Origin of the sequence: Bradyrhizobium yuanmingense, from assembly GCF_025200905.1 — a bacterium.
Taxonomy (GTDB): Bacteria; Pseudomonadota; Alphaproteobacteria; order Rhizobiales; family Xanthobacteraceae; genus Bradyrhizobium; species Bradyrhizobium yuanmingense.
The window spans coordinates 1,127,993-1,145,564 of sequence record NZ_CP104173.1; the positions used below are offsets into that span (position 1 = coordinate 1,127,993).

The window sequence follows — 17,572 nt, forward strand, 5'->3', positions numbered from 1 at the left end:
ATGGATTCCAAGATCATGACCGTGCTCGCCGACCGCGTGCTGGAGCTCGGGCCGCGCCCTGCGCCGGATGGTCCTTACAAGCATTTCAAGCTGACGCGAGATGAAGACGGCGTCGCCTGGCTGCTGTTCGACCGCGCTGATGCCAGCGCCAACACCCTGTCCTCCGACGTGATGGAGGAGTTCGACGCCGTGCTCGCGGCGATCGAGACCGAGCGCCCCGCCGGTCTCGTCATCCGCTCGGCAAAGCCGTCCGGCTTCATTGCCGGCGCCGACGTCAATGAATTCCGCGGTGCCAACGATCCCGGCATGGTGGAGACGCGCATCCGCGCCGCGCATGCGGTGGTCGACCATCTGGAAGCCTTGAGGCTGCCGACGGTCGCGGTCATCCACGGTTTCTGCCTCGGCGGCGGGCTCGAGGTGGCGCTGGCCTGCCAGGCGCGCATCGCCATCGATGGGGCGCGTTTCGGCTTCCCGGAGGTGATGCTCGGCCTGCATCCCGGCCTTGGCGGCACCGCGCGTTTCACTGCGCTCGTTAATCCGACGCAGTCGATAGCGCTGATGCTGACCGGGCGCACCATCGATGCGCGCCGAGCCAGATCGCTCGGCCTCGTCGACACCGTGACGCAGGAGCGGCATGTCCAGGGCGCGGTGAAGGATGCGCTGTTCGGCCGTCTGAAGCGGGCCAAGCCTGGTCTGCTGATGCGTGCCGCCAATCTCGGGCCGGTGCGCGGCCTGCTGGCCAAGCGCATGCGAGCGGAGGCCGCGAAGGCCGCATCGCGCGAGCATTATCCGGCGCCCTATGCGCTGATCGATCTCTGGGAAGCGCATGGCGGCAGCAAATCCGCGATGCTGAAGGCGGAACAGGCCTCGTTCGCCAAGCTGATGGTGACGCCGACCGCGCAGAATCTGATCCGGGTCTTCTTCCTGCGCGAGCAGATGAAGAAGGCGGCAGGCGCCGGCAACACGGTGAAGCATGTCCACGTCATCGGCGCCGGCGCGATGGGCGGCGACATCGCGGCCTGGTGTGCGGGGCAGGGCGTTCGCGTGTCGCTCGCCGACATGAAGCCGGAGCCGATCGCAGGCGCGGTCAAACGCGCGGCCGACCTCTACGGCAAGATCATCCGCAAGCCCACCGACGAGCGCGACGCGCTCGACCGCCTCATTCCCGACATGGACGGCGAGGGCGTCCGCAACGCCGATCTCATCATCGAGGCGGTGCCGGAAAAGCTGGAGCTGAAACAGAAGGTCTATGCCGGACTCGAGCCGCGGATGAAGCCCGGAGCCATCCTTGCGACGAACACGTCCAGCATTCCGCTGCAGGATCTGCGCACCACGCTGGCGCGGCCGGAGCGGCTGGTCGGCCTGCATTTCTTCAACCCAGTGTCGCGGCTGCAATTGGTCGAGGTTGTCAGCCATGACGGCAACGATGCACACGTGCTGAAAGAGGCGCTCGCCTTCGTCGGAGCGATCGACCGCCTGCCATTGCCTGTGAAGAGCTCGCCCGGCTTCCTCGTCAACCGCGCGCTGACGCCCTACATGCTGGAAGCGATGGTGATGCTGGACGAGAAGATCGACCAGCGCCTGATCGATGAAGCGGCCGAGCAGTTCGGCATGCCGATGGGCCCGATCGAGCTGGCCGATCAGGTCGGGCTCGATATCTGCCTCGACGTCGGCGATATGCTGCGCACCAAGTTCGGCGATCTCCTGCCGCCGACGCCGGCCTGGCTGCGCGAGAAGGTCGCCAAGGGCGAGCTCGGCCGCAAGACCGGCAAGGGCTTTTACACCTGGAAGGACGGCAAGGCGGAGAAAGCAGCGTTGCCGGAGACCGGACCGCGGGTCACCGACCAGATGATCGACCGCCTGGTGTTGCCGATGTCCAATGTCTGCGTCGCGGCGCTTCGCGAGGGCATTGTCTACGATGCCGACGCGGTCGATGGCGCCATGATCTTCGGCACTGGTTATGCACCCTTCCGCGGTGGCCCGCTGAATTACGCGCGCACGCGCGGCGTGGAGAACATCGTATCCACTCTGCGCGCGCTGGCGGAACGATTCGGCGCGCGCTTCGCGCCCGATCCGGGCTGGGACAATTTCAAGTGAGAGCCATATGAGCGAACAAGCGGCCGGACCGAGCGGGGATCTCTGCATCCGCACGCTGGCTATGCCGGCCGACACCAATGCCAATGGCGACATCTTCGGCGGCTGGCTGCTCAGCCAGATGGACGTCGGCGGCGGCGTGTTCGCCTCGAAGGTCGCGCGGTCGCGCACCGTGACGGTCGCGATCGAGGCGATGAATTTTCGCAAAGCGGTCTATGTCGGCGATCTCGTCTCGGTCTACGCCAATCTCGTGCGCGTCGGGCGCACCTCGCTGACCGTGCATCTCGAGGCCTGGGCATTGCGGCGCAAGGAGTTGCATCCGTTCCTCGTCACCGACGGTCATTTCACCTACGTCTCGATCGACGACCACGGCCGTCCCCAGGCGATCCAGCGAAACGATCCGCCGATCGCGACGTAATCGCGCGCGACGCACTGTCCCATATTGCGAGGCCTTGCAGCGCCGCAGAACGCGGCACGAGCAAGTCACATCGTCGCGGCTTCGCCAAGAACCAGTCAAGAACCAGTCATAAAACGGATGAGGTCCCGGCGTACTCAATTGCGTGTCGATTCGGGGTGGAAACGCCGCAATGCCCTTGGGAACCTTTGGGCGGGAGCGCCGTTGTTTGCCCGCACTGAGGAAGCCACGGACTATGCCGGACAGCTACATCATCGAAGTCGATTCGCAGACCGCAGGTATCGTCGTTCGTTCTTCTGGAGGCTACTGCTTCTTCGCCTCATCGCACCGCTTCAACCGTCTCGAAGGCCAGCTCTTCCGCAACGCCCGCGAAGCCGAGCGCGCCGCGCGCAGGCTGGTGAATGGCGACGTGAAGGAGGCGGCGTAACTGTCATTTCGGCGCGCGAGGCGTGGTCGGAATTTTTTGCCGCCCTTGATGTTGCTGCCTTCTTCCTTCTCCCCTCATGTCCGCCGAAGCCTTGGCGAAGGCGGATGCGGGAGAAGGTGGCGCGAAGCGCCGGATAAGGGGTTGGCTCCGCGAATTCAATAGAGAGTTAGATCCGCGGATAGATACCCCTCACCCGGCTTCGCTTTGCGAAGCCACCCTCTCCCGCAAGGGGAGAGGGGAAAGACGTGATCACAACTTCGTCGCCGCCCGCGACAACAGCTTCCACTCGTCGCCTTGCTTCTGCCAGTTCATCAGGATGTGAAGGTTGGTCGATACTTTTTTCCCATCGGCCGCCATCTCCTGCTCGCCCAGCCAGTGGAAACGCACGATCGCTGCGGGGCCGACGACCTTGATGGTGGGATCCTTGTATTCGATGGACAGAAACTTCGATTTGCCGTCGGTGGCGTTGGCGATGAACGCCGCCTTGTCTTCGACCTTGCCGCTGGAATGGCTGTAGCTCAGTTCCTCCGCGCAGAGCGCGCCGAGCGCCTTGGGATCGGCCGCGATCTGGGCGAGGCGGAAGGCCTCGACCCTCTTCGCCACGGCGTCCTCGTCTGCCGAAGCGGCGAGCGCCGGCGTGGCGAACGCAAGCGCGGACACGGCGAGCGTCGAGAGAGCCAGATCCCGTCGGTTGATCGTCATCGTTTCCTCCTTTTTGATCTTGCAATCAGTGTTGCAGTCGCACGCGACTTTGTCGAGTGTCACCTGCCTCATGTGGATGCGTCATTGCGCGATCGAGGCCGTATTGATACGCCTTCAGCATCGATGCGCCGCGCATTTGGGAAAGTACGGAAATGATCGAGACCAAACACGATGGAATGGGCCGGGCGCTGTTGTTCGACATCGACGGCACGCTCGCCGACACCGATCCGTTGCACTTGAAGGCTTTCAACCAGGTGCTCGGCCCGCACGGACACGTCTTCGATCACGCACGTTTCTCCCTCGAGCTGCAGGGCTTCGCCAATGTCGCCATCGGCGATCGCTTTCTGCCCCACGAGGCGCCGGAGCGGCGCGCCCTCATCCTCGAAGAGAAGGAGGAGGTCTTCCGCACGCTGGTGGCCGGGCAGATCGCGCCGCTGCCGGGCCTGATGGCGCTGCTCGACCGCGCCGATGGCGCCGGCATCCCCATGGTCGCCGTGACCAACGCGCCGCGTCTCAACGCCGAGCTGCTGCTCTCAGGACTCGGCATCACGCATCGTTTCAAGGCGCTGGTGATCGGCGCCGAGCTGCCGCACGGCAAGCCGCATCCGCTGCCCTATCAGGAGGGGCTGCGTTTCGTCCGCGCGAGCCCGCGAGCCTCGATCGCATTCGAGGACTCCCGCACCGGCGTGCAGTCCGCAACGGCCGCCGGCATTCCGACTGTCGGCATCCGCACCAGCCTCAGCCATGCTGACCTGGTTGGAGCAGGCGCGGTCGCCTCCGCCAGCGCGTTCGACGACCCGACGCTGCTCGCACGTCTTGCAAGTGCCATGGCATGGTGAGAAATGGCGGGGTGAGGACCTTCATCCGTCAACCGTGATCGGCGTCCGCATTGACCGCAGGCGCGAACCGCCGCACCATGCATCATTCTGATTTGAGGCCTTTGCCGTGACCGGATTGACCCATCGCCAAGCCGAAATCCTCAACATCGCGCGCGCCTCCGGCCGCGTCATGGTCGAGGAGCTGGCGCGCCGCTTCGAGGTGTCGGCGCAGACCATCCGCAAGGATCTCAACGATCTCTGTGAGCGGCGTTCGCTGACCCGCATCCATGGCGGCGCCATCATCGCCTCGGGCGTGGAAAACCTCGCCTATGAGGCGCGCCGCTTCGTCGCCGCCGACGAGAAGAAGGCGATTGGCGCTGCCGCCGCCTCGCTGATCCCGAACGGCTGCTCGCTCTTCATCAACATCGGCACCACGACGGAGGAGGTGGCGAGCGCGCTGACCTCGCATGAGGATCTGCTCGTCATCACCAACAACCTCAATGTCGCCATGCTGCTCTACCGCCATCCGCGCATCGAGGTGGTGGTCGCCGGCGGCACGGTGCGGCGCGCCGATGGCGCCGTGGTCGGCTCGACCGCGACGCAGCTGATCGGACAGTTCAAGGTCGACTATGCCATCATCGGCGCATCGGCGATCGACGAGGAGGGCGCGCTGCTCGATTTCGACTATCGCGAGGTGCAGGTGGCGCAGGCCATCATCGCCAATGCCCGCAGCGTCATGCTGGTCGCCGATTCCACAAAACTTCGCCGCAGCGCGCCGGTGCGCATCGCCCACATCACCCAGATCCAGACCTTCGTCACCGACCAGGAGCTGCCCGAGCGCCTCGCCACCATCTGCCACAGCAAGGGCATCGAGGTGGTCGAGGCGATGCCGAAGGGCGCGGAGGTCGACGATGCGTCGGCCGAGGTGCAGGATGCCGCACCGGAAGCCGCACCAGTGGTGCGGCTGAGATAGAGGCTAAGCGTCGTCCCAGGGGTTGAGCAGCGGAACGCCGAAGGCCGCAAAATCCTTCACGTTGCGTGTGACGAGTGTGAGATCGTTGACCAGCGCAGTCGCCGCAAAGAAGCCGTCCATGACGGACAATGCGACGCCGCTCTTGCGGCTCTGCGCCATGAGGTCACCCCAACGCTCGGCCACTGTTTGGTCGATCGGCAGGACGCGCTCGGCAAACCGCGCAGGCAAATCGTGGGCAAGCCAGACGGCCAGCGCGGTGCGTCGGCGACCATCCTCAAGCAATGCGATGCCACGGCGAAGCTCGGCGATCGAGGCGACGCTGATGAACGCACGGTCCTCATCGATCCTATCCAGCCATCCCACAACTTTTGGCGAAGGCGCGGGCCGCTGAACTTCCGAAAGCACGTTGGTGTCCAGCAAAAGGTTCATGGCACTTCGTCGCGTGGCGTGTCGTGCAGCCGGTCGAGTTCAAGGTCAACGCCGCGTAATGGCGAGGCCAGCAGGAATTCGGCCAGGGTGCCCTTGCGCGCTGTCTTGCGCGCCCATTCCTCGACGGAAACGATGACGGCATTCGGCTTGCCGTGACGGGTGATGACCTGCGGGCCGGTCTGGGCGCGGTCGAGCACCTCGGACAGTCGCGCCTTGGCATTGGCCAACGTCCAGCTGTCCTTCGTTGGAAGCGCGTCGGGTTCAGCGTTACGATTGACCATAGGGGAAACCATTTTGACTAGTATGACTATAATCGCTCGACGCTGACCAATCAAGGTGCTGGTGCCTCCCAAATCGCCGTGGCGCTGCCCAACATGAACTCCTCTTGCTCACCAAGAAACTTCCGCTTTCGCTTCCTTTCGCCTCTCTTTCATCTTGCTTTCGTTTTTCGGTGTGATCTAATCAAAAGCGAAAGTAGCCGCTTGATGGAACGGGCGGTCGCCGGGGGATGCGTCTGTTGGAGCGTATTTTCGATCTCGCCATCATCGGAGGCGGTGTTAACGGCTGCGGCATTGCGCGTGACGCGGTGGGCCGCGGCAATACCGTTTTCCTGTGCGAAATGAACGATCTGGCGAGCGGGACATCGTCGTGGTCGACCAAGCTCGTGCATGGCGGCCTGCGCTATCTCGAATATTACGAGTTTCGGCTGGTCCGCGAGGCCCTGATCGAGCGCGAGATCCTCTGGGGCATCGCGCCCCACATCATCCGGCCCCTGCGATTCGTTCTGCCGCATCACGCCGGCCTGCGCCCGGCCTGGCTGCTGCGCCTCGGCCTCTTCCTCTATGATCACATCGGCGGCCGTCACCTGTTGCCGGCGACCCGCTCGGTCGATCTCAAGCGCGATGAGGTCGGCAAGCCCCTGATCCCGAACCGCTACAGCCGCGCCTTCGAATATTCGGACTGTTTCGTCGACGACGCCCGCCTCGTCGTGCTCAATGCGCGCGATGCCGCCGACAAGGGCGCCGAGATCCGCACCCGAACCCGCGCCACCGAGATTCGCCAGTCGGACGGCGTCTGGACCGTCAGCATCGTCGATACGCTGACCGGCGCGCGCTCGCAGATCCAGGCCAAGGCGCTGATCAATGCCGGCGGGCCCTGGGTCGAGGACGTGCTCGGCCGCGGCGCCGGCGTGAATGCGAAAGCCAAGGTGCGCCTGGTGCAGGGCTCGCACATCGTCGTGAAGAAGCTCTACGACCACGACCGCGCCTACATGTTCCAGAATGCCGATGGCCGCATCATCTTCGTGATCCCGTACCAGGACGACTTCACGCTGATCGGCACCACCGACCGCGACTATGACGGCGATCCCGCCAAGGTGAAGGCGACGACTGAAGAGATCGAGTATCTCTGCAAGGCGGCCAGCGAATATCTGGCCAAGCCGGTCGCGCCCGCCGACGTGGTCTGGACCTATTCCGGCGTGCGTCCGCTCTATGACGACGGCGCCAGCGAGGCCAAGGCCGCGACGCGCGACTACGTGTTCGAGCTCGACACGCCCGGCGGCGTGCCGCTGCTGTCGATCTATGGCGGCAAGATCACGACCTATCGCAGGCTCGCCGAAGAGGCCTTGGAGCGCCTTGCGCCTTACTTGCGCAGTGCGAAAGCGCGCGAAGGCTGGACCGGCAAATGGCCGCTGCCGGGCGGTGACATGAACGTATCCGACATCGACGGCCTGATCGCCGAGCTGCAGCGCGGCTATCCCTTCCTCAGCCATGAGCATGCGCGGCGCCTGGCGCGCGCCTATGGCACCCGTGCCATCAAGCTGCTCGGCGATGCAAAATCGGCTGCGGATCTCGGCCAGGCCTTTGGCGCCACGCTAACCGAGCGCGAGGTCCGCTATCTCATGGCCAACGAATGGGCCGTCACCGCCGACGACGTGGTCTGGCGCCGTTCCAAGCTCGGCCTGCGACTATCTGCCGACGAGATCGCGACCCTCGACGACTGGATCAGGAGCCATGCCGTGGCGCAAAGTCCCCTGCTGGAAACGGGAGGACGCTCATGACCGTGACACTCGATCACGTGACCCGGACCGTGGAAGGCGTGCCGCACATCCGTGACGTCTCGCTGACGCTCGAGAGCGGTACGCTCAACGTGCTGCTCGGGCCGACGCTGTCAGGCAAGACCTCGATCATGCGGTTGCTCGCCGGCCTCGACAAGCCGACCACGGGCAAGGTGTTCGTCAACGGCAAGGACGTCACCGGCGCCGACGTGCGCCAGCGCTCGGTCGCGATGGTGTACCAGCAGTTCATCAACTACCCCTCGCTCACGGTCTACGAGAACATCGCCTCGCCCCTGCGCGTGCAGGGCAAGCCGCGCGACGAGATCGAGGCGCGCGTCGCCGAGGCCGCAAAGCTGCTGCGGCTCGAGCCGTTCCTGAAGCGCACGCCGCTCCAGCTCTCCGGCGGCCAGCAGCAGCGCACCGCGATCGCACGCGCGCTGGTCAAGGGCGCCGACCTCGTGCTGCTCGACGAGCCGCTCGCCAATCTCGACTACAAGCTGCGCGAGGAGCTGCGGGCGGAGCTGCCGCGCATCTTCGAGGCCTCCGGCGCGATCTTCGTCTATGCCACAACCGAGCCGACCGAGGCGCTGCTGCTCGGCGGCAACACGGTGTGCATGTGGGAGGGCCAGGCGCTGCAGATGGGTGAGACCACCAATGTCTATCGCCGGCCGCAGACCTTGCGCGTTGCGCAGGTGTTTTCGGATCCGCCGCTGAATCTCGTGGGCCTCGAGAAGGGGAACGGCATGGTCCAATATGCGGGCGGGAGTGCAGCGCCCGCGTCCGGGCTTTATGCCGGTCTGCCCGACGGCTTCTATCGCGTCGGCTTTCGTGCCCATCAGCTCGGGCTTGCCAATGGCGAGGCCGACCGTCACGCCTTCCACGCCACTGTCACGGTGACCGAGATCACGGGTTCGGAGAGCTTCGTGCATCTGACCCGCGACGGATCGAATTGGGTGGCGGTGCTGCACGGCGTGCACGAGTTCGAGCCGGGCCAGATGCTCGATGCCGTGCTCGATCCCAATGATGTCTTCGTCTTCGATGCCGCCGACCGTCTGGTCGCGGCACCGGGCTCTTAGGAGGGAGATGCGCCATGGCCCGCATTGACCTCGTCGATCTCGCCCATTCCTACGGCGGCAACGATGCGCCGCAGGAGAGCTTTGCGCTCAAGCCTGTCACCATGACCTGGCGGCAGGGCGGCGCCTATGCGCTGCTCGGCCCCTCCGGCTGCGGCAAGACCACGCTGCTGAACGTCATCTCCGGCATCATCACGCCGTCGCGGGGGAAGATCCTGTTCGACGGCAAGGACATCACACCGCTGTCAACCCAGAAGCGCAACATCGCGCAGGTGTTCCAGTTTCCGGTGATCTACGACACCATGACGGTGGGGGAGAACCTGGCGTTTCCGCTGAAGAATCGCGGCGTGCCGAAGGCCGACATTGACAGGCGCGTCGCCGAGATCGGTCGCCTGCTCGATCTCGAGCCCTATCTGAACCGCAAGGCCACGCGCCTGACCGCCGACGCCAAGCAGAAGATCTCGCTCGGCCGCGGTCTCGTGCGCAACGACGTTGCCGCCGTGCTGTTCGACGAGCCGCTGACGGTGATCGATCCCGAGCTGAAATGGCAGCTCCGCTCCAAGCTGAAGGCGCTGCATCGCGAGCTCGACCTCACGATGATCTATGTCACCCATGACCAGACCGAGGCGCTGACCTTCGCCGACACCGTCGTGGTCATGCATGACGGTCGCGTGGTGCAGAGCGGCACGCCGGCCGAGCTGTTCGACAAGCCGGCGCATACGTTCGTCGGCTATTTCATCGGTTCGCCCGGCATGAACATCCTGCCGGCCGAGGTGAGGGGGCGCGAGGCCAGGATCGACGGCCACGTCATCGCGCTGAACCGCAGCTACGACAACCTGCCTGCAGGGGCGAAGATCGAGATCGGCGTCCGTCCCGAATTCGTCGAGGTGGTCGCGCCCGCACCTGGCCTGCTCACCGCCAGGATCGAGCGCATCGACGATCTCGGCCGCATCCGCTTCGCGCGCGTGCGCGTCGTCGACGCCAAGCTCGCGGCGCGCGCTCCTGGTGGCTTCACCAGCGCGGACGGTACCGCCGGGCTGAAATTCGATCCGTCGCACGTCCACGTCTATGCCGACAGCCTTCTGGTGGAGGGAGCCGCCTGATGGACAAGACCGTCAACCAAAAAGCCTGGTTCCTGGTGCTGCCGGTGTTCCTGGTCGTCGCCTTCTCGGCGGTGCTGCCGCTGATGACGGTGGTGAACTATTCGATGCAGGACACCTTCGGCAACAACCAGTTCTTCTGGAACGGCGTGGGCTGGTTCAAGGAGCTGCTCGATCCCTCCACTGACCTCGGCGGCCGCTTCCTCGCTTCGCTCGGCCGCAACCTGTTCTTCTCGCTCGTTATCCTGGCCATCGAGGTGCCGCTCGGCATCGTCGTTGCGTTGTCGATGCCGCGCGAGGGCTGGACCGTCGCGGCCTGCCTCGTCATTCTCGCGCTGCCGCTGCTGATCCCCTGGAACGTGGTCGGCACCATCTGGCAGATCTTCGGGCGTCCCGACATCGGCCTGCTCGGCTACGTCCTCAATGCCATGGGCTTCGATTACAATTACGTCTCCAACGACATCGATGCCTGGTTCACGGTCATCGTGATGGACGTCTGGCACTGGACCAGCCTCGTCGCGCTGCTGTGCTATGCCGGCCTGAAGTCGATCCCCGAAGCCTATTACCAGGCCGCGCAGATCGACGGCGCCTCGCGCTGGGCCGTGTTCAAGGCGATCCAGCTGCCGAAGATGAACCGCGTGCTCTTGATCGCGGTGCTGCTGCGCTTCATGGACAGCTTCATGATCTACACCGAGCCGTTCGTCGTCACCGGTGGCGGGCCCGGCAATTCCACCACCTTCGTGTCGATCGAGCTGGTCAAGATTGCGCTCGGCCAGTTCGACCTCGGCAAGGCCGCGGCGCTGTCGCTGGTCTACAACCTCATCATCCTGATCGTCTGCTGGATCTTCTACACCGTCATGACCAATGCCGGTGTCGAACGCAAAGTCCAGGCTTCGAGCGAGCCGGCGGCGGAGCCCAAGCCCGCGGCCGCGCTCAAGCCCGTGCCCGCACTCGAGCCAAGGGAAGGAGTGGCCTGATGCATTCGATCCCCGGCCGTCGCCTCATCATGGGGCTGTTCCTGATCTTCCTGCTGCTGCCGATCTACTGGCTCGTCAACATGAGCTTCAAGACCAACAGCGAGATCGTCTCGACGATGACGCTGTGGCCGCACACTCCGACGCTGCAGCACTACAAGCGCATCTTCACCGACGAGAGCTGGTATTCGGGCTACATCAATTCGCTCGAATACGTCGTCCTCAACACCATCATCTCGATCGCCGTGGCGCTGCCGGCGGCTTACGCCTTCTCGCGCTACCGTTTCCTCGGTGACAAGCATTTATTCTTCTGGCTGTTGTCGAACCGCATGGCGCCGGCGGCGGTCTATGCGCTGCCGTTCTTCAATCTCTATTCGGCGATCGGCCTGTTCGACACCCCCTGGGCCGTCGCGCTCGCGCACTGCATCTTCAACGTGCCGCTCGCGGTGTGGATCCTCGAAGGCTTCGTCTCCGGCGTGCCGCGCGAGATCGACGAGACCGCGTTCCTCGACGGCTATTCCTTCCCGCGCTTCTTCATCAAGATCCTGGTGCCGCTGATCGCGAGCGGCATCGGCGTCGCCGCCTTCTTCTGCTTCATGTTCTCCTGGGTCGAGCTCTTGCTCGCGCGCACGCTGACGTCGGTGCATGCCAAGCCGATCGCAGCGATCATGACGCGTACGGTGTCGGCGGCCGGCATGGATTGGGGCCTGCTCGCCGCCGCCGGGGTGCTCACCATTATTCCGGGCGCGCTGGTGATCTGGTTCGTCCGCAACTACATCGCGCGCGGTTTCGCGCTCGGCCGCGTCTGAGGAGGCATCAATGGAATCCATCGCATGGATGGCCTGGACGCTGCCGACCGCGATCTTCTTCGCCGCGCTCGCCTGCACGCTTCTCGTGATGACCTGGCTCGCCGCGGTCTATCCCGAGGCCGAGCGTGTCGGCGTGCTGCGCATCCCGACCACGCGCGGCGACCGCCTGTTCATCTCGCTGATTGCGGCCGCCGTCATCCACCTCGCGTGGATCGGCCTCGTCGGCACCGACGCGATCGCTACGCTGCCTATCGGCGAGGAGGGGTTTGAAATCTCGAGCCTGTGGCTCGCATCAGGAATTTCGCTGGTCACGGCCGCGCTCATTTTCCGCACGGTCTGAAGCTTGCGAAGGGACGGCCAGATCCGGGACCAACCCGGGCCTGTATAAAAGTTTGTCGCTGCAACGGAGGAACAACATGCGACAGTTTAGGAGAAGGAAAGGTCCATTGACCAAGAATAGTTTTCTGACCATGTCCAGCGCCGCTGCGATCATCGCGGTGTCGTTCGCCGTCTCGGCGCCGGTTCGAGCCGCCGACGAGGCCGTGATCCAGAAATGGATCGCGGAATTCACGCCTTCGACGTTGTCGAAGGAGGACCAGAAGAAGGAGCTGGAGTGGTTCGCCAAGGCCGCCGAGCCGTTCAAGGGCATGGAGATCAACGTCGTCTCCGAGACGATCACGACTCATGAATACGAGGCGCAGACGCTCGCCAAGGCATTCTCCGAGCTCACCGGCATCAAGCTCAAGCACGATCTCATCCAGGAAGGTGACGTCGTCGAGAAGCTCCAGACCCAGATGCAATCGGGCAAGAACGTCTATGACGGCTGGATCAACGACTCCGACCTGATCGGCACGCATTTCCGCTACGGCCAGACCATTGCGCTGTCGGACTACATGACCGGCGAGGGCAAGGACGTCACCAACCCCATGCTCGACGTCAACGACTTCATCGGCAAGTCGTTCGGCACCGGGCCGGACGGCAAGCTCTACCAGCTGCCCGACCAGCAGTTCGCGAACCTCTACTGGTTCCGCTACGACTGGTTCACCAATGCCGACTACAAGGCCAAGTTCAAGGCCAAGTATGGCTACGAGCTCGGCGTGCCCGTGAACTGGTCGGCTTATGAAGACATCGCCGAGTTCTTCACCAACGACATCAAGGAGATCAACGGCGTCAAGGTCTACGGCCATATGGACTATGGCAAGAAGGACCCCTCGCTCGGATGGCGCTTCACCGACGCTTGGCTGTCGATGGCCGGCAACGGTGACAAGGGCATTCCGAACGGTCTGCCGGTCGACGAATGGGGCATCCGGATGGAGGGCTGCCGCCCGGTCGGCTCTTCGGTGGAGCGTGGCGGCGACACCAATGGTCCGGCCGCAGTCTACTCGATCACGAAGTATCTCGACTGGATGAAGAAGTACGCCCCGCCGCAGGCGCAGGGCATGACCTTCTCCGAGTCCGGCCCCGTGCCGTCGCAGGGCAACATCGCCCAGCAGATGTTCTGGTACACCGCCTTCACTGCCGACATGGTGAAGCCGGGTCTGCCGGTGGTGAATGCGGACGGTACGCCGAAGTGGCGTATGGCTCCGTCGCCGCACGGCTCCTATTGGAAGGAAGGCATGAAGCTCGGCTACCAGGACGCTGGCTCCGCCACGCTGCTGAAGTCGACTCCGCCGGATCGCCGCAAGGCAGCCTGGCTCTATCTCCAGTTCATCGTCTCCAAGTCGGTGAGCTTGAAGAAGAGCCATGTCGGTCTCACCTTCATCCGTGAATCCGACATCTGGGACAAGTCGTTCACCGAGCGTGCGCCGAAGCTCGGCGGCCTGATCGAGTTCTACCGCTCGCCCGCGCGCGTGCAGTGGACCCCGACCGGCAACAACGTGCCCGACTATCCGAAGCTCGCGCAGCTGTGGTGGCAGAACATCGGCGATGCGTCGTCCGGTGCGAAGACGCCGCAGCAGGCGATGGATGCTCTCGCGGCGGCCCAGGACTCCGTGCTGGAGCGTCTGGAGAAGTCCGGCGTGCAGGGCGCCTGCGGTCCGAAGCTGCACAAGAAGGAGTCGGCCGAGTACTGGTTCGCCAAGGCCCAGAAGGACGGCACCATCGCGCCGCAGCGCAAGCTCGCCAACGAGAAGCCGAAGGGCGAGACGGTGGACTACGACACCCTGATCAAGTCGTGGCCCGCCACTCCGCCCAAGCGCGCGGAAGTGAAGTAAGCGGCGCTTAGAGCGATATCAAACACGAAAGGCCGGGAGCGATCCCGGCCTTTTTGTTTTGTCGTTGTGGTGCGAGGGTTTTTCACACCCTCGGGGTCATTGCCCGCCTAGTGCGCAATTGCGCACAGGGGCGGGCAATCCAGTATTCCAGAGACGGTCGTGGTTGAACCGAGAAGCCGCGGCGTACTGGATGCCCCGCCTTCGCCGGGCATGACAGCGTCATGTGTGGAGAAGAACCTACTCCGCCGGCTCGGCCGCCAGCGTCGGGTAATCCGTGTAGCCCTTGGCGCCGCCGCCGTAGAAGGTGTTCTTGTCCCAGTCGTTCAGCGCCGCTCCCTGCTTCAGCCGCTCGACGAGGTCGGGATTGGAGATGAACGGCTTGCCGAAGGCGATGAGGTCGGCGGCGTTCGCGTCCAGCACCTTGCTGGCCAACTCGAAATCGTAGCCGTTGTTGGCGACGTAGGCGCCCGAGAAGCGGTTGCGCAACGATGCATAGTCGAACGGCGCGATGTCGCGCGGCCCGCCGGTGGCGCCCTCGACCACGTGGAGATAGACCAGCTTCAACGCGCTGAGGCCGTCGACGATGTGATCGTAAAGGGCCTGCGGGTTGGAATCCGAGATGTCGTTGGCCGGCGTCACCGGCGAGATGCGGATGCCGGTGCGCCCGGCGCCGGCCTCGGCGACGACGGCCTTGGAGACCTCCAGCATCAGCTTCGCGCGGTTCTCGATCGAGCCGCCATAGGCATCAGTGCGCTTGTTGGCGCCGTCCTTGGCGAACTGCTCGAGCAGATAGCCGTTGGCGCCGTGGATTTCGACGCCGTCGAAGCCGGCTTCCAGTGCGTTCTTCGTGGCGCGCTTGAAGTCGTCGATGATCCCGGGAATCTCGGAGAGCTCGAGCGCGCGCGGCTCGGAGACGTCGGCGAAGCCGCCGTTGACGAAGGTCTTGCCCTTGGCTCGGATCGCGCTCGGTGCCACCGGGGCTGCGCCATTCGCCTGCAGATCGACATGCGAGATGCGGCCGACATGCCAGAGCTGGATGAAGATCTTGCCGCCGCGTTCATGCACCTTGTCGGTGACCTTGCGCCAGCCGGCGACCTGCTCCTTGCTATAGATGCCGGGCGTGTCCTGGTAGCCCTGACCTTGTTGCGAGACCTGGCTCGCCTCGGTGATCAGCAGGCCCGCGGATGCACGCTGGGCGTAATAATCGGCGGCGAGCGGACCGGGCACGAAGGTGCCGGGTACGGCGCGGTTGCGCGTCAGCGGCGCCATGACCAGGCGGTTGGCCAGCGTGATCGGGCCGAGCTTGTAGGTCTCAAACAATTTGGTCGAACGGCTCATGGGAATGCTTCCGGGCGGTGAGAGATCTCGAACAATTGTGCATCGCGACATCGGGCGCAAGGGATGAGCCATACGGAAAGTGCAGGCGAGCTACGCGGCAGGGCGCGCGTAGCATAGTTCATGTGCAATGTCGGCTGCGACAGCGAAATCCCACTGTCGCGGCCGTGCGATTTCACAAATCAGTTCGCGCCGAGGAAATCGCGCTTGCCGATCTCGACGCCGTTGTGACGCAAGATGCCGTGGGCGATCGCCGCGTGGAAATAGAGGTTCGGCAGCGAGAACGAGCTCAGGAATTGCTGTCCCGTCATGGTGATGGTCTTGCCGGGGCCGATCGGAAAGGTGACGTCCTTGGCGTCGGCGCCCTCAAACTGCTCGGGCTTGAAGGATTTGACATAGTCGATCGTTTTCGCCAGCCGCTGCTTCAACTCCGCAAAGCTCGTTTCGGTGTCCGGCGTCGAGGGGACCTCGCTATGCGTCAGCCGCGCACAGCCTCTGGTCGGATAGTCGCTGACCAGCTGGATCTGCCGCGACAGCGGCAGCATGTCCGGGAAGAGGCGCGAGCCGAGCAGGACGCTGGGATCGATCTTCCTGGCCGCGCAATGCGCCTCAGCTTTGGTGAGCAGCCCGGTCACGCTGTTCAGCATCTGCAAATAGGCGGGGACGACGGCGTCGTAGAAGGACATGTGATGCTCGCTTCAAAGGGTGGGAAATCTCAGGAGAAAACCTGAGCCACTCACATGGGAGCCTCATGGAAAATTGCAATCGCGGAAAGCCGCTTGTGCGATGCGAAAATTCTACCGCACCGTCGTCTGGGGCAGGACCTGCGCCGTGCCGCCGCGCATGCGCGCAAGCAGCTCGGCGGTCGGCCAAGAATCCGCCGGCAGGCCGTACTTGATCTGCGTCGCCTTCACCGCGGCGCGGCTCTGCTGCCCCAGCACACCGTCGACCTTGCCGACGTTGAAGCCGGCGCGCACCAAGAGCTGCTGCAATTCCTTGAGCTCGTTGAACGGCAGCTGCGCGACCGGCGCAGCCGGCTTGCGCATCGGCGCGGCCCCGGCGATGCGCGAGGCGAGATAGCCCGCGGTGGTCGCGTAGATCAGCGAGTTGTTCCACTCGGTGTAGGCCGCGAAATTCGGATAGGCCATGAAGGCCGGCCCGAAGCGTCCCATCGGCAGCAGCACGGAGGCTGCGAGATTGTCGTTCGGCAAGGGCCGGCCGTCGGGATAGGTGACGCCCAGTTGCGCCCATGTCGAGCGCGGCTCGCGTACCGTGAGATCGGTCTTCTCCCACGGCAGGTTCGGCGGCACCTTGATCTCCTCGAGCCACGGCTCGCCGCGCCGCCACTTCAATCCGTTTGCGATGTAGTTCGCGGTCGAGCCGATCACGTCGGCCGGCGAGCGCAACAGGTCGCGCCGTCCGTCGCCGTCAAAGTCGACCGCGTAGTTGACGTAGTGCACGGGCAGGAATTGGGTCTGGCCGAGCTCGCCGGCCCAGGAGCCGATCATCTCGTCGGGATGCAGATCGCCGCGGTCGATGATCTTCAGCGCCGCGATGGTCTCGTTCACGAACATCTCCGAACGGCGGCAATCATAGGCGAGCGACACCAGCGATTTCAGCGTCGGCAAATTGCCCATGTTGGCACCGAAATCGCTCTCGAGGCCCCAGAACGCGGCGATCACCGCGGGCGGCACGCCGTATTCCTTTTCCGCGCGCGCAAACGCCGCGGCGTATTGCTTGATGTGCTGCTGCCCGTTCTGCATGCGATAGGCCGCGGCCATGCGGCCGGCGAATTCGGTGAAGAGCTGTCCGAACACGCGCTGGCCGCGGTCGCGGTTGACGATGCCCTGGTCGTAGACGAGATAGGGCGATGCCTCCGCGATCGTGCGCTGCGACACGCCGGCGGCCACCGCCTGTTGCTTCACCTCGGTCAGGAAGCGATCGAAGCTCGCGCCATTGTGGCACGAGGCCCCGCGCGGCGAGGGGGCCTTCGGCACTGCGGGCTTGGCAGGAGGCGGAAGCATTTGGGCGGATGCCGTGGCCGTGCATGCGATAAGCGCGAGGGCCGCGATCGGAAATCGGGTCTGGACCATGGGGGTTCCGGCGGGGAAGGGCAGGCGTGGATTCGGCCGAAGTTTAGGGGAAGCGGCCGCC

The 17,572-nt window shown here is 64.4% G+C and carries 18 protein-coding genes; 12 read left to right on the top strand and 6 right to left on the bottom strand.

The annotated features are described in order from the left end of the window. From N2605_RS05315 to N2605_RS05325, 3 genes are all read left to right on the top strand, one after another. Entirely contained in the window at nucleotides 1-2,097 is a 2,097-nt protein-coding gene (locus tag N2605_RS05315) for a 3-hydroxyacyl-CoA dehydrogenase NAD-binding domain-containing protein (protein ID WP_260347410.1), read from the top strand. A gap of 7 nt (nucleotides 2,098-2,104) precedes the next feature. Further along, nucleotides 2,105-2,512: an acyl-CoA thioesterase gene (locus N2605_RS05320; protein ID WP_036013863.1), complete on the top strand. Its 408-nt coding sequence runs from the start codon at nucleotides 2,105-2,107 to the stop codon at nucleotides 2,510-2,512. A 232-nt stretch (nucleotides 2,513-2,744) separates the two neighbouring features. After that, complete coding sequence (locus tag N2605_RS05325; protein ID WP_036013862.1) at nucleotides 2,745-2,936, top strand: hypothetical protein; 192 nt, start codon at nucleotides 2,745-2,747, stop codon at nucleotides 2,934-2,936. A 249-nt stretch (nucleotides 2,937-3,185) separates the two neighbouring features. Here the strand turns inward: N2605_RS05325 and N2605_RS05330 are convergent, their stop codons facing one another. After that, nucleotides 3,186-3,638: a nuclear transport factor 2 family protein gene (locus N2605_RS05330; RefSeq protein WP_036013866.1), complete on the bottom strand. Its 453-nt coding sequence runs from the start codon at nucleotides 3,636-3,638 to the stop codon at nucleotides 3,186-3,188. A 152-nt stretch (nucleotides 3,639-3,790) separates the two neighbouring features. Here N2605_RS05330 and N2605_RS05335 point away from each other — a divergent pair, with 152 nt between their 5' ends. Together N2605_RS05335 and N2605_RS05340 are read left to right on the top strand one after the other, a co-directional pair. Further along, nucleotides 3,791-4,477: an HAD family hydrolase gene (locus N2605_RS05335; protein WP_260345990.1), complete on the top strand. Its 687-nt coding sequence runs from the start codon at nucleotides 3,791-3,793 to the stop codon at nucleotides 4,475-4,477. 106 nt (nucleotides 4,478-4,583) lie between these two features. Continuing rightward, nucleotides 4,584-5,429, top strand: a complete 846-nt coding sequence (locus N2605_RS05340) for a DeoR/GlpR family DNA-binding transcription regulator (protein WP_036013860.1) — start codon at nucleotides 4,584-4,586, stop codon at nucleotides 5,427-5,429. 3 nt (nucleotides 5,430-5,432) lie between these two features. Here N2605_RS05340 and N2605_RS05345 read toward each other — a convergent pair whose 3' ends face one another. Continuing rightward, on the bottom strand, nucleotides 5,433-5,858 hold the full coding sequence (locus tag N2605_RS05345) for a type II toxin-antitoxin system VapC family toxin (RefSeq protein ID WP_260345991.1): 426 nt from the start codon (nucleotides 5,856-5,858) through the stop codon (nucleotides 5,433-5,435). Next, complete coding sequence (locus tag N2605_RS05350; RefSeq protein WP_260345992.1) at nucleotides 5,855-6,139, bottom strand: type II toxin-antitoxin system Phd/YefM family antitoxin; 285 nt, start codon at nucleotides 6,137-6,139, stop codon at nucleotides 5,855-5,857. Before N2605_RS05350 ends, N2605_RS05345 begins: the two co-directional genes overlap by 4 nt. A 227-nt stretch (nucleotides 6,140-6,366) precedes the next feature. On the opposite strand from N2605_RS05350, the gene glpD reads away from it, so the two are divergent. The 7 genes from glpD (at nucleotide 6,367) to N2605_RS05385 (ending at nucleotide 14,083) form a co-directional block, all read left to right on the top strand. After that, on the top strand, nucleotides 6,367-7,917 hold the full coding sequence (glpD, locus tag N2605_RS05355) for a glycerol-3-phosphate dehydrogenase (RefSeq protein WP_260345993.1): 1,551 nt from the start codon (nucleotides 6,367-6,369) through the stop codon (nucleotides 7,915-7,917). Then, the gene (locus N2605_RS05360; protein ID WP_057026248.1) at nucleotides 7,914-8,990 is read left to right on the top strand and encodes an ABC transporter ATP-binding protein; all 1,077 of its coding nucleotides are present in this window, start codon (nucleotides 7,914-7,916) and stop codon (nucleotides 8,988-8,990) included. The genes glpD and N2605_RS05360 overlap by 4 nt, the downstream gene beginning before the upstream one ends. Nucleotides 8,991-9,004: 14 nt before the next feature. Next, nucleotides 9,005-10,090, top strand: coding sequence for an ABC transporter ATP-binding protein (locus tag N2605_RS05365; protein WP_036013850.1), 1,086 nt, complete (start codon nucleotides 9,005-9,007; stop codon nucleotides 10,088-10,090). Next, complete coding sequence (locus N2605_RS05370) at nucleotides 10,090-11,064, top strand: carbohydrate ABC transporter permease (RefSeq protein ID WP_036013849.1); 975 nt, start codon at nucleotides 10,090-10,092, stop codon at nucleotides 11,062-11,064. Before N2605_RS05365 ends, N2605_RS05370 begins: the two co-directional genes overlap by 1 nt. Further along, nucleotides 11,064-11,870, top strand: a complete 807-nt coding sequence (locus N2605_RS05375; protein ID WP_036013847.1) for a carbohydrate ABC transporter permease — start codon at nucleotides 11,064-11,066, stop codon at nucleotides 11,868-11,870. Before N2605_RS05370 ends, N2605_RS05375 begins: the two co-directional genes overlap by 1 nt. Before the next feature lie 10 nt (nucleotides 11,871-11,880). Beyond that, nucleotides 11,881-12,210: a DUF2160 domain-containing protein gene (locus N2605_RS05380; protein WP_036013844.1), complete on the top strand. Its 330-nt coding sequence runs from the start codon at nucleotides 11,881-11,883 to the stop codon at nucleotides 12,208-12,210. A 130-nt stretch (nucleotides 12,211-12,340) separates the two neighbouring features. Next, nucleotides 12,341-14,083 (top strand): ABC transporter substrate-binding protein, encoded by a 1,743-nt coding sequence (locus N2605_RS05385; RefSeq protein ID WP_036013842.1) that lies wholly within the window; start codon nucleotides 12,341-12,343, stop codon nucleotides 14,081-14,083. Between the two features lie 237 nt (nucleotides 14,084-14,320). Here N2605_RS05385 and N2605_RS05390 read toward each other — a convergent pair whose 3' ends face one another. The 3 genes from N2605_RS05390 to N2605_RS05400 all read right to left on the bottom strand — a co-directional run bounded on the left by N2605_RS05390 (nucleotide 14,321) and on the right by N2605_RS05400 (nucleotide 17,511). Then, nucleotides 14,321-15,421, bottom strand: a complete 1,101-nt coding sequence (locus tag N2605_RS05390; RefSeq protein ID WP_225147884.1) for an alkene reductase — start codon at nucleotides 15,419-15,421, stop codon at nucleotides 14,321-14,323. 179 nt (nucleotides 15,422-15,600) lie between these two features. Beyond that, nucleotides 15,601-16,104 (bottom strand): DUF1993 domain-containing protein, encoded by a 504-nt coding sequence (locus N2605_RS05395; RefSeq protein WP_036013837.1) that lies wholly within the window; start codon nucleotides 16,102-16,104, stop codon nucleotides 15,601-15,603. Nucleotides 16,105-16,215: 111 nt separating this feature from the next. Next, entirely contained in the window at nucleotides 16,216-17,511 is a 1,296-nt protein-coding gene (locus N2605_RS05400) for a lytic murein transglycosylase (RefSeq protein ID WP_109145014.1), read from the bottom strand. Between the last annotated feature and the right edge of the window lie 61 nt (nucleotides 17,512-17,572).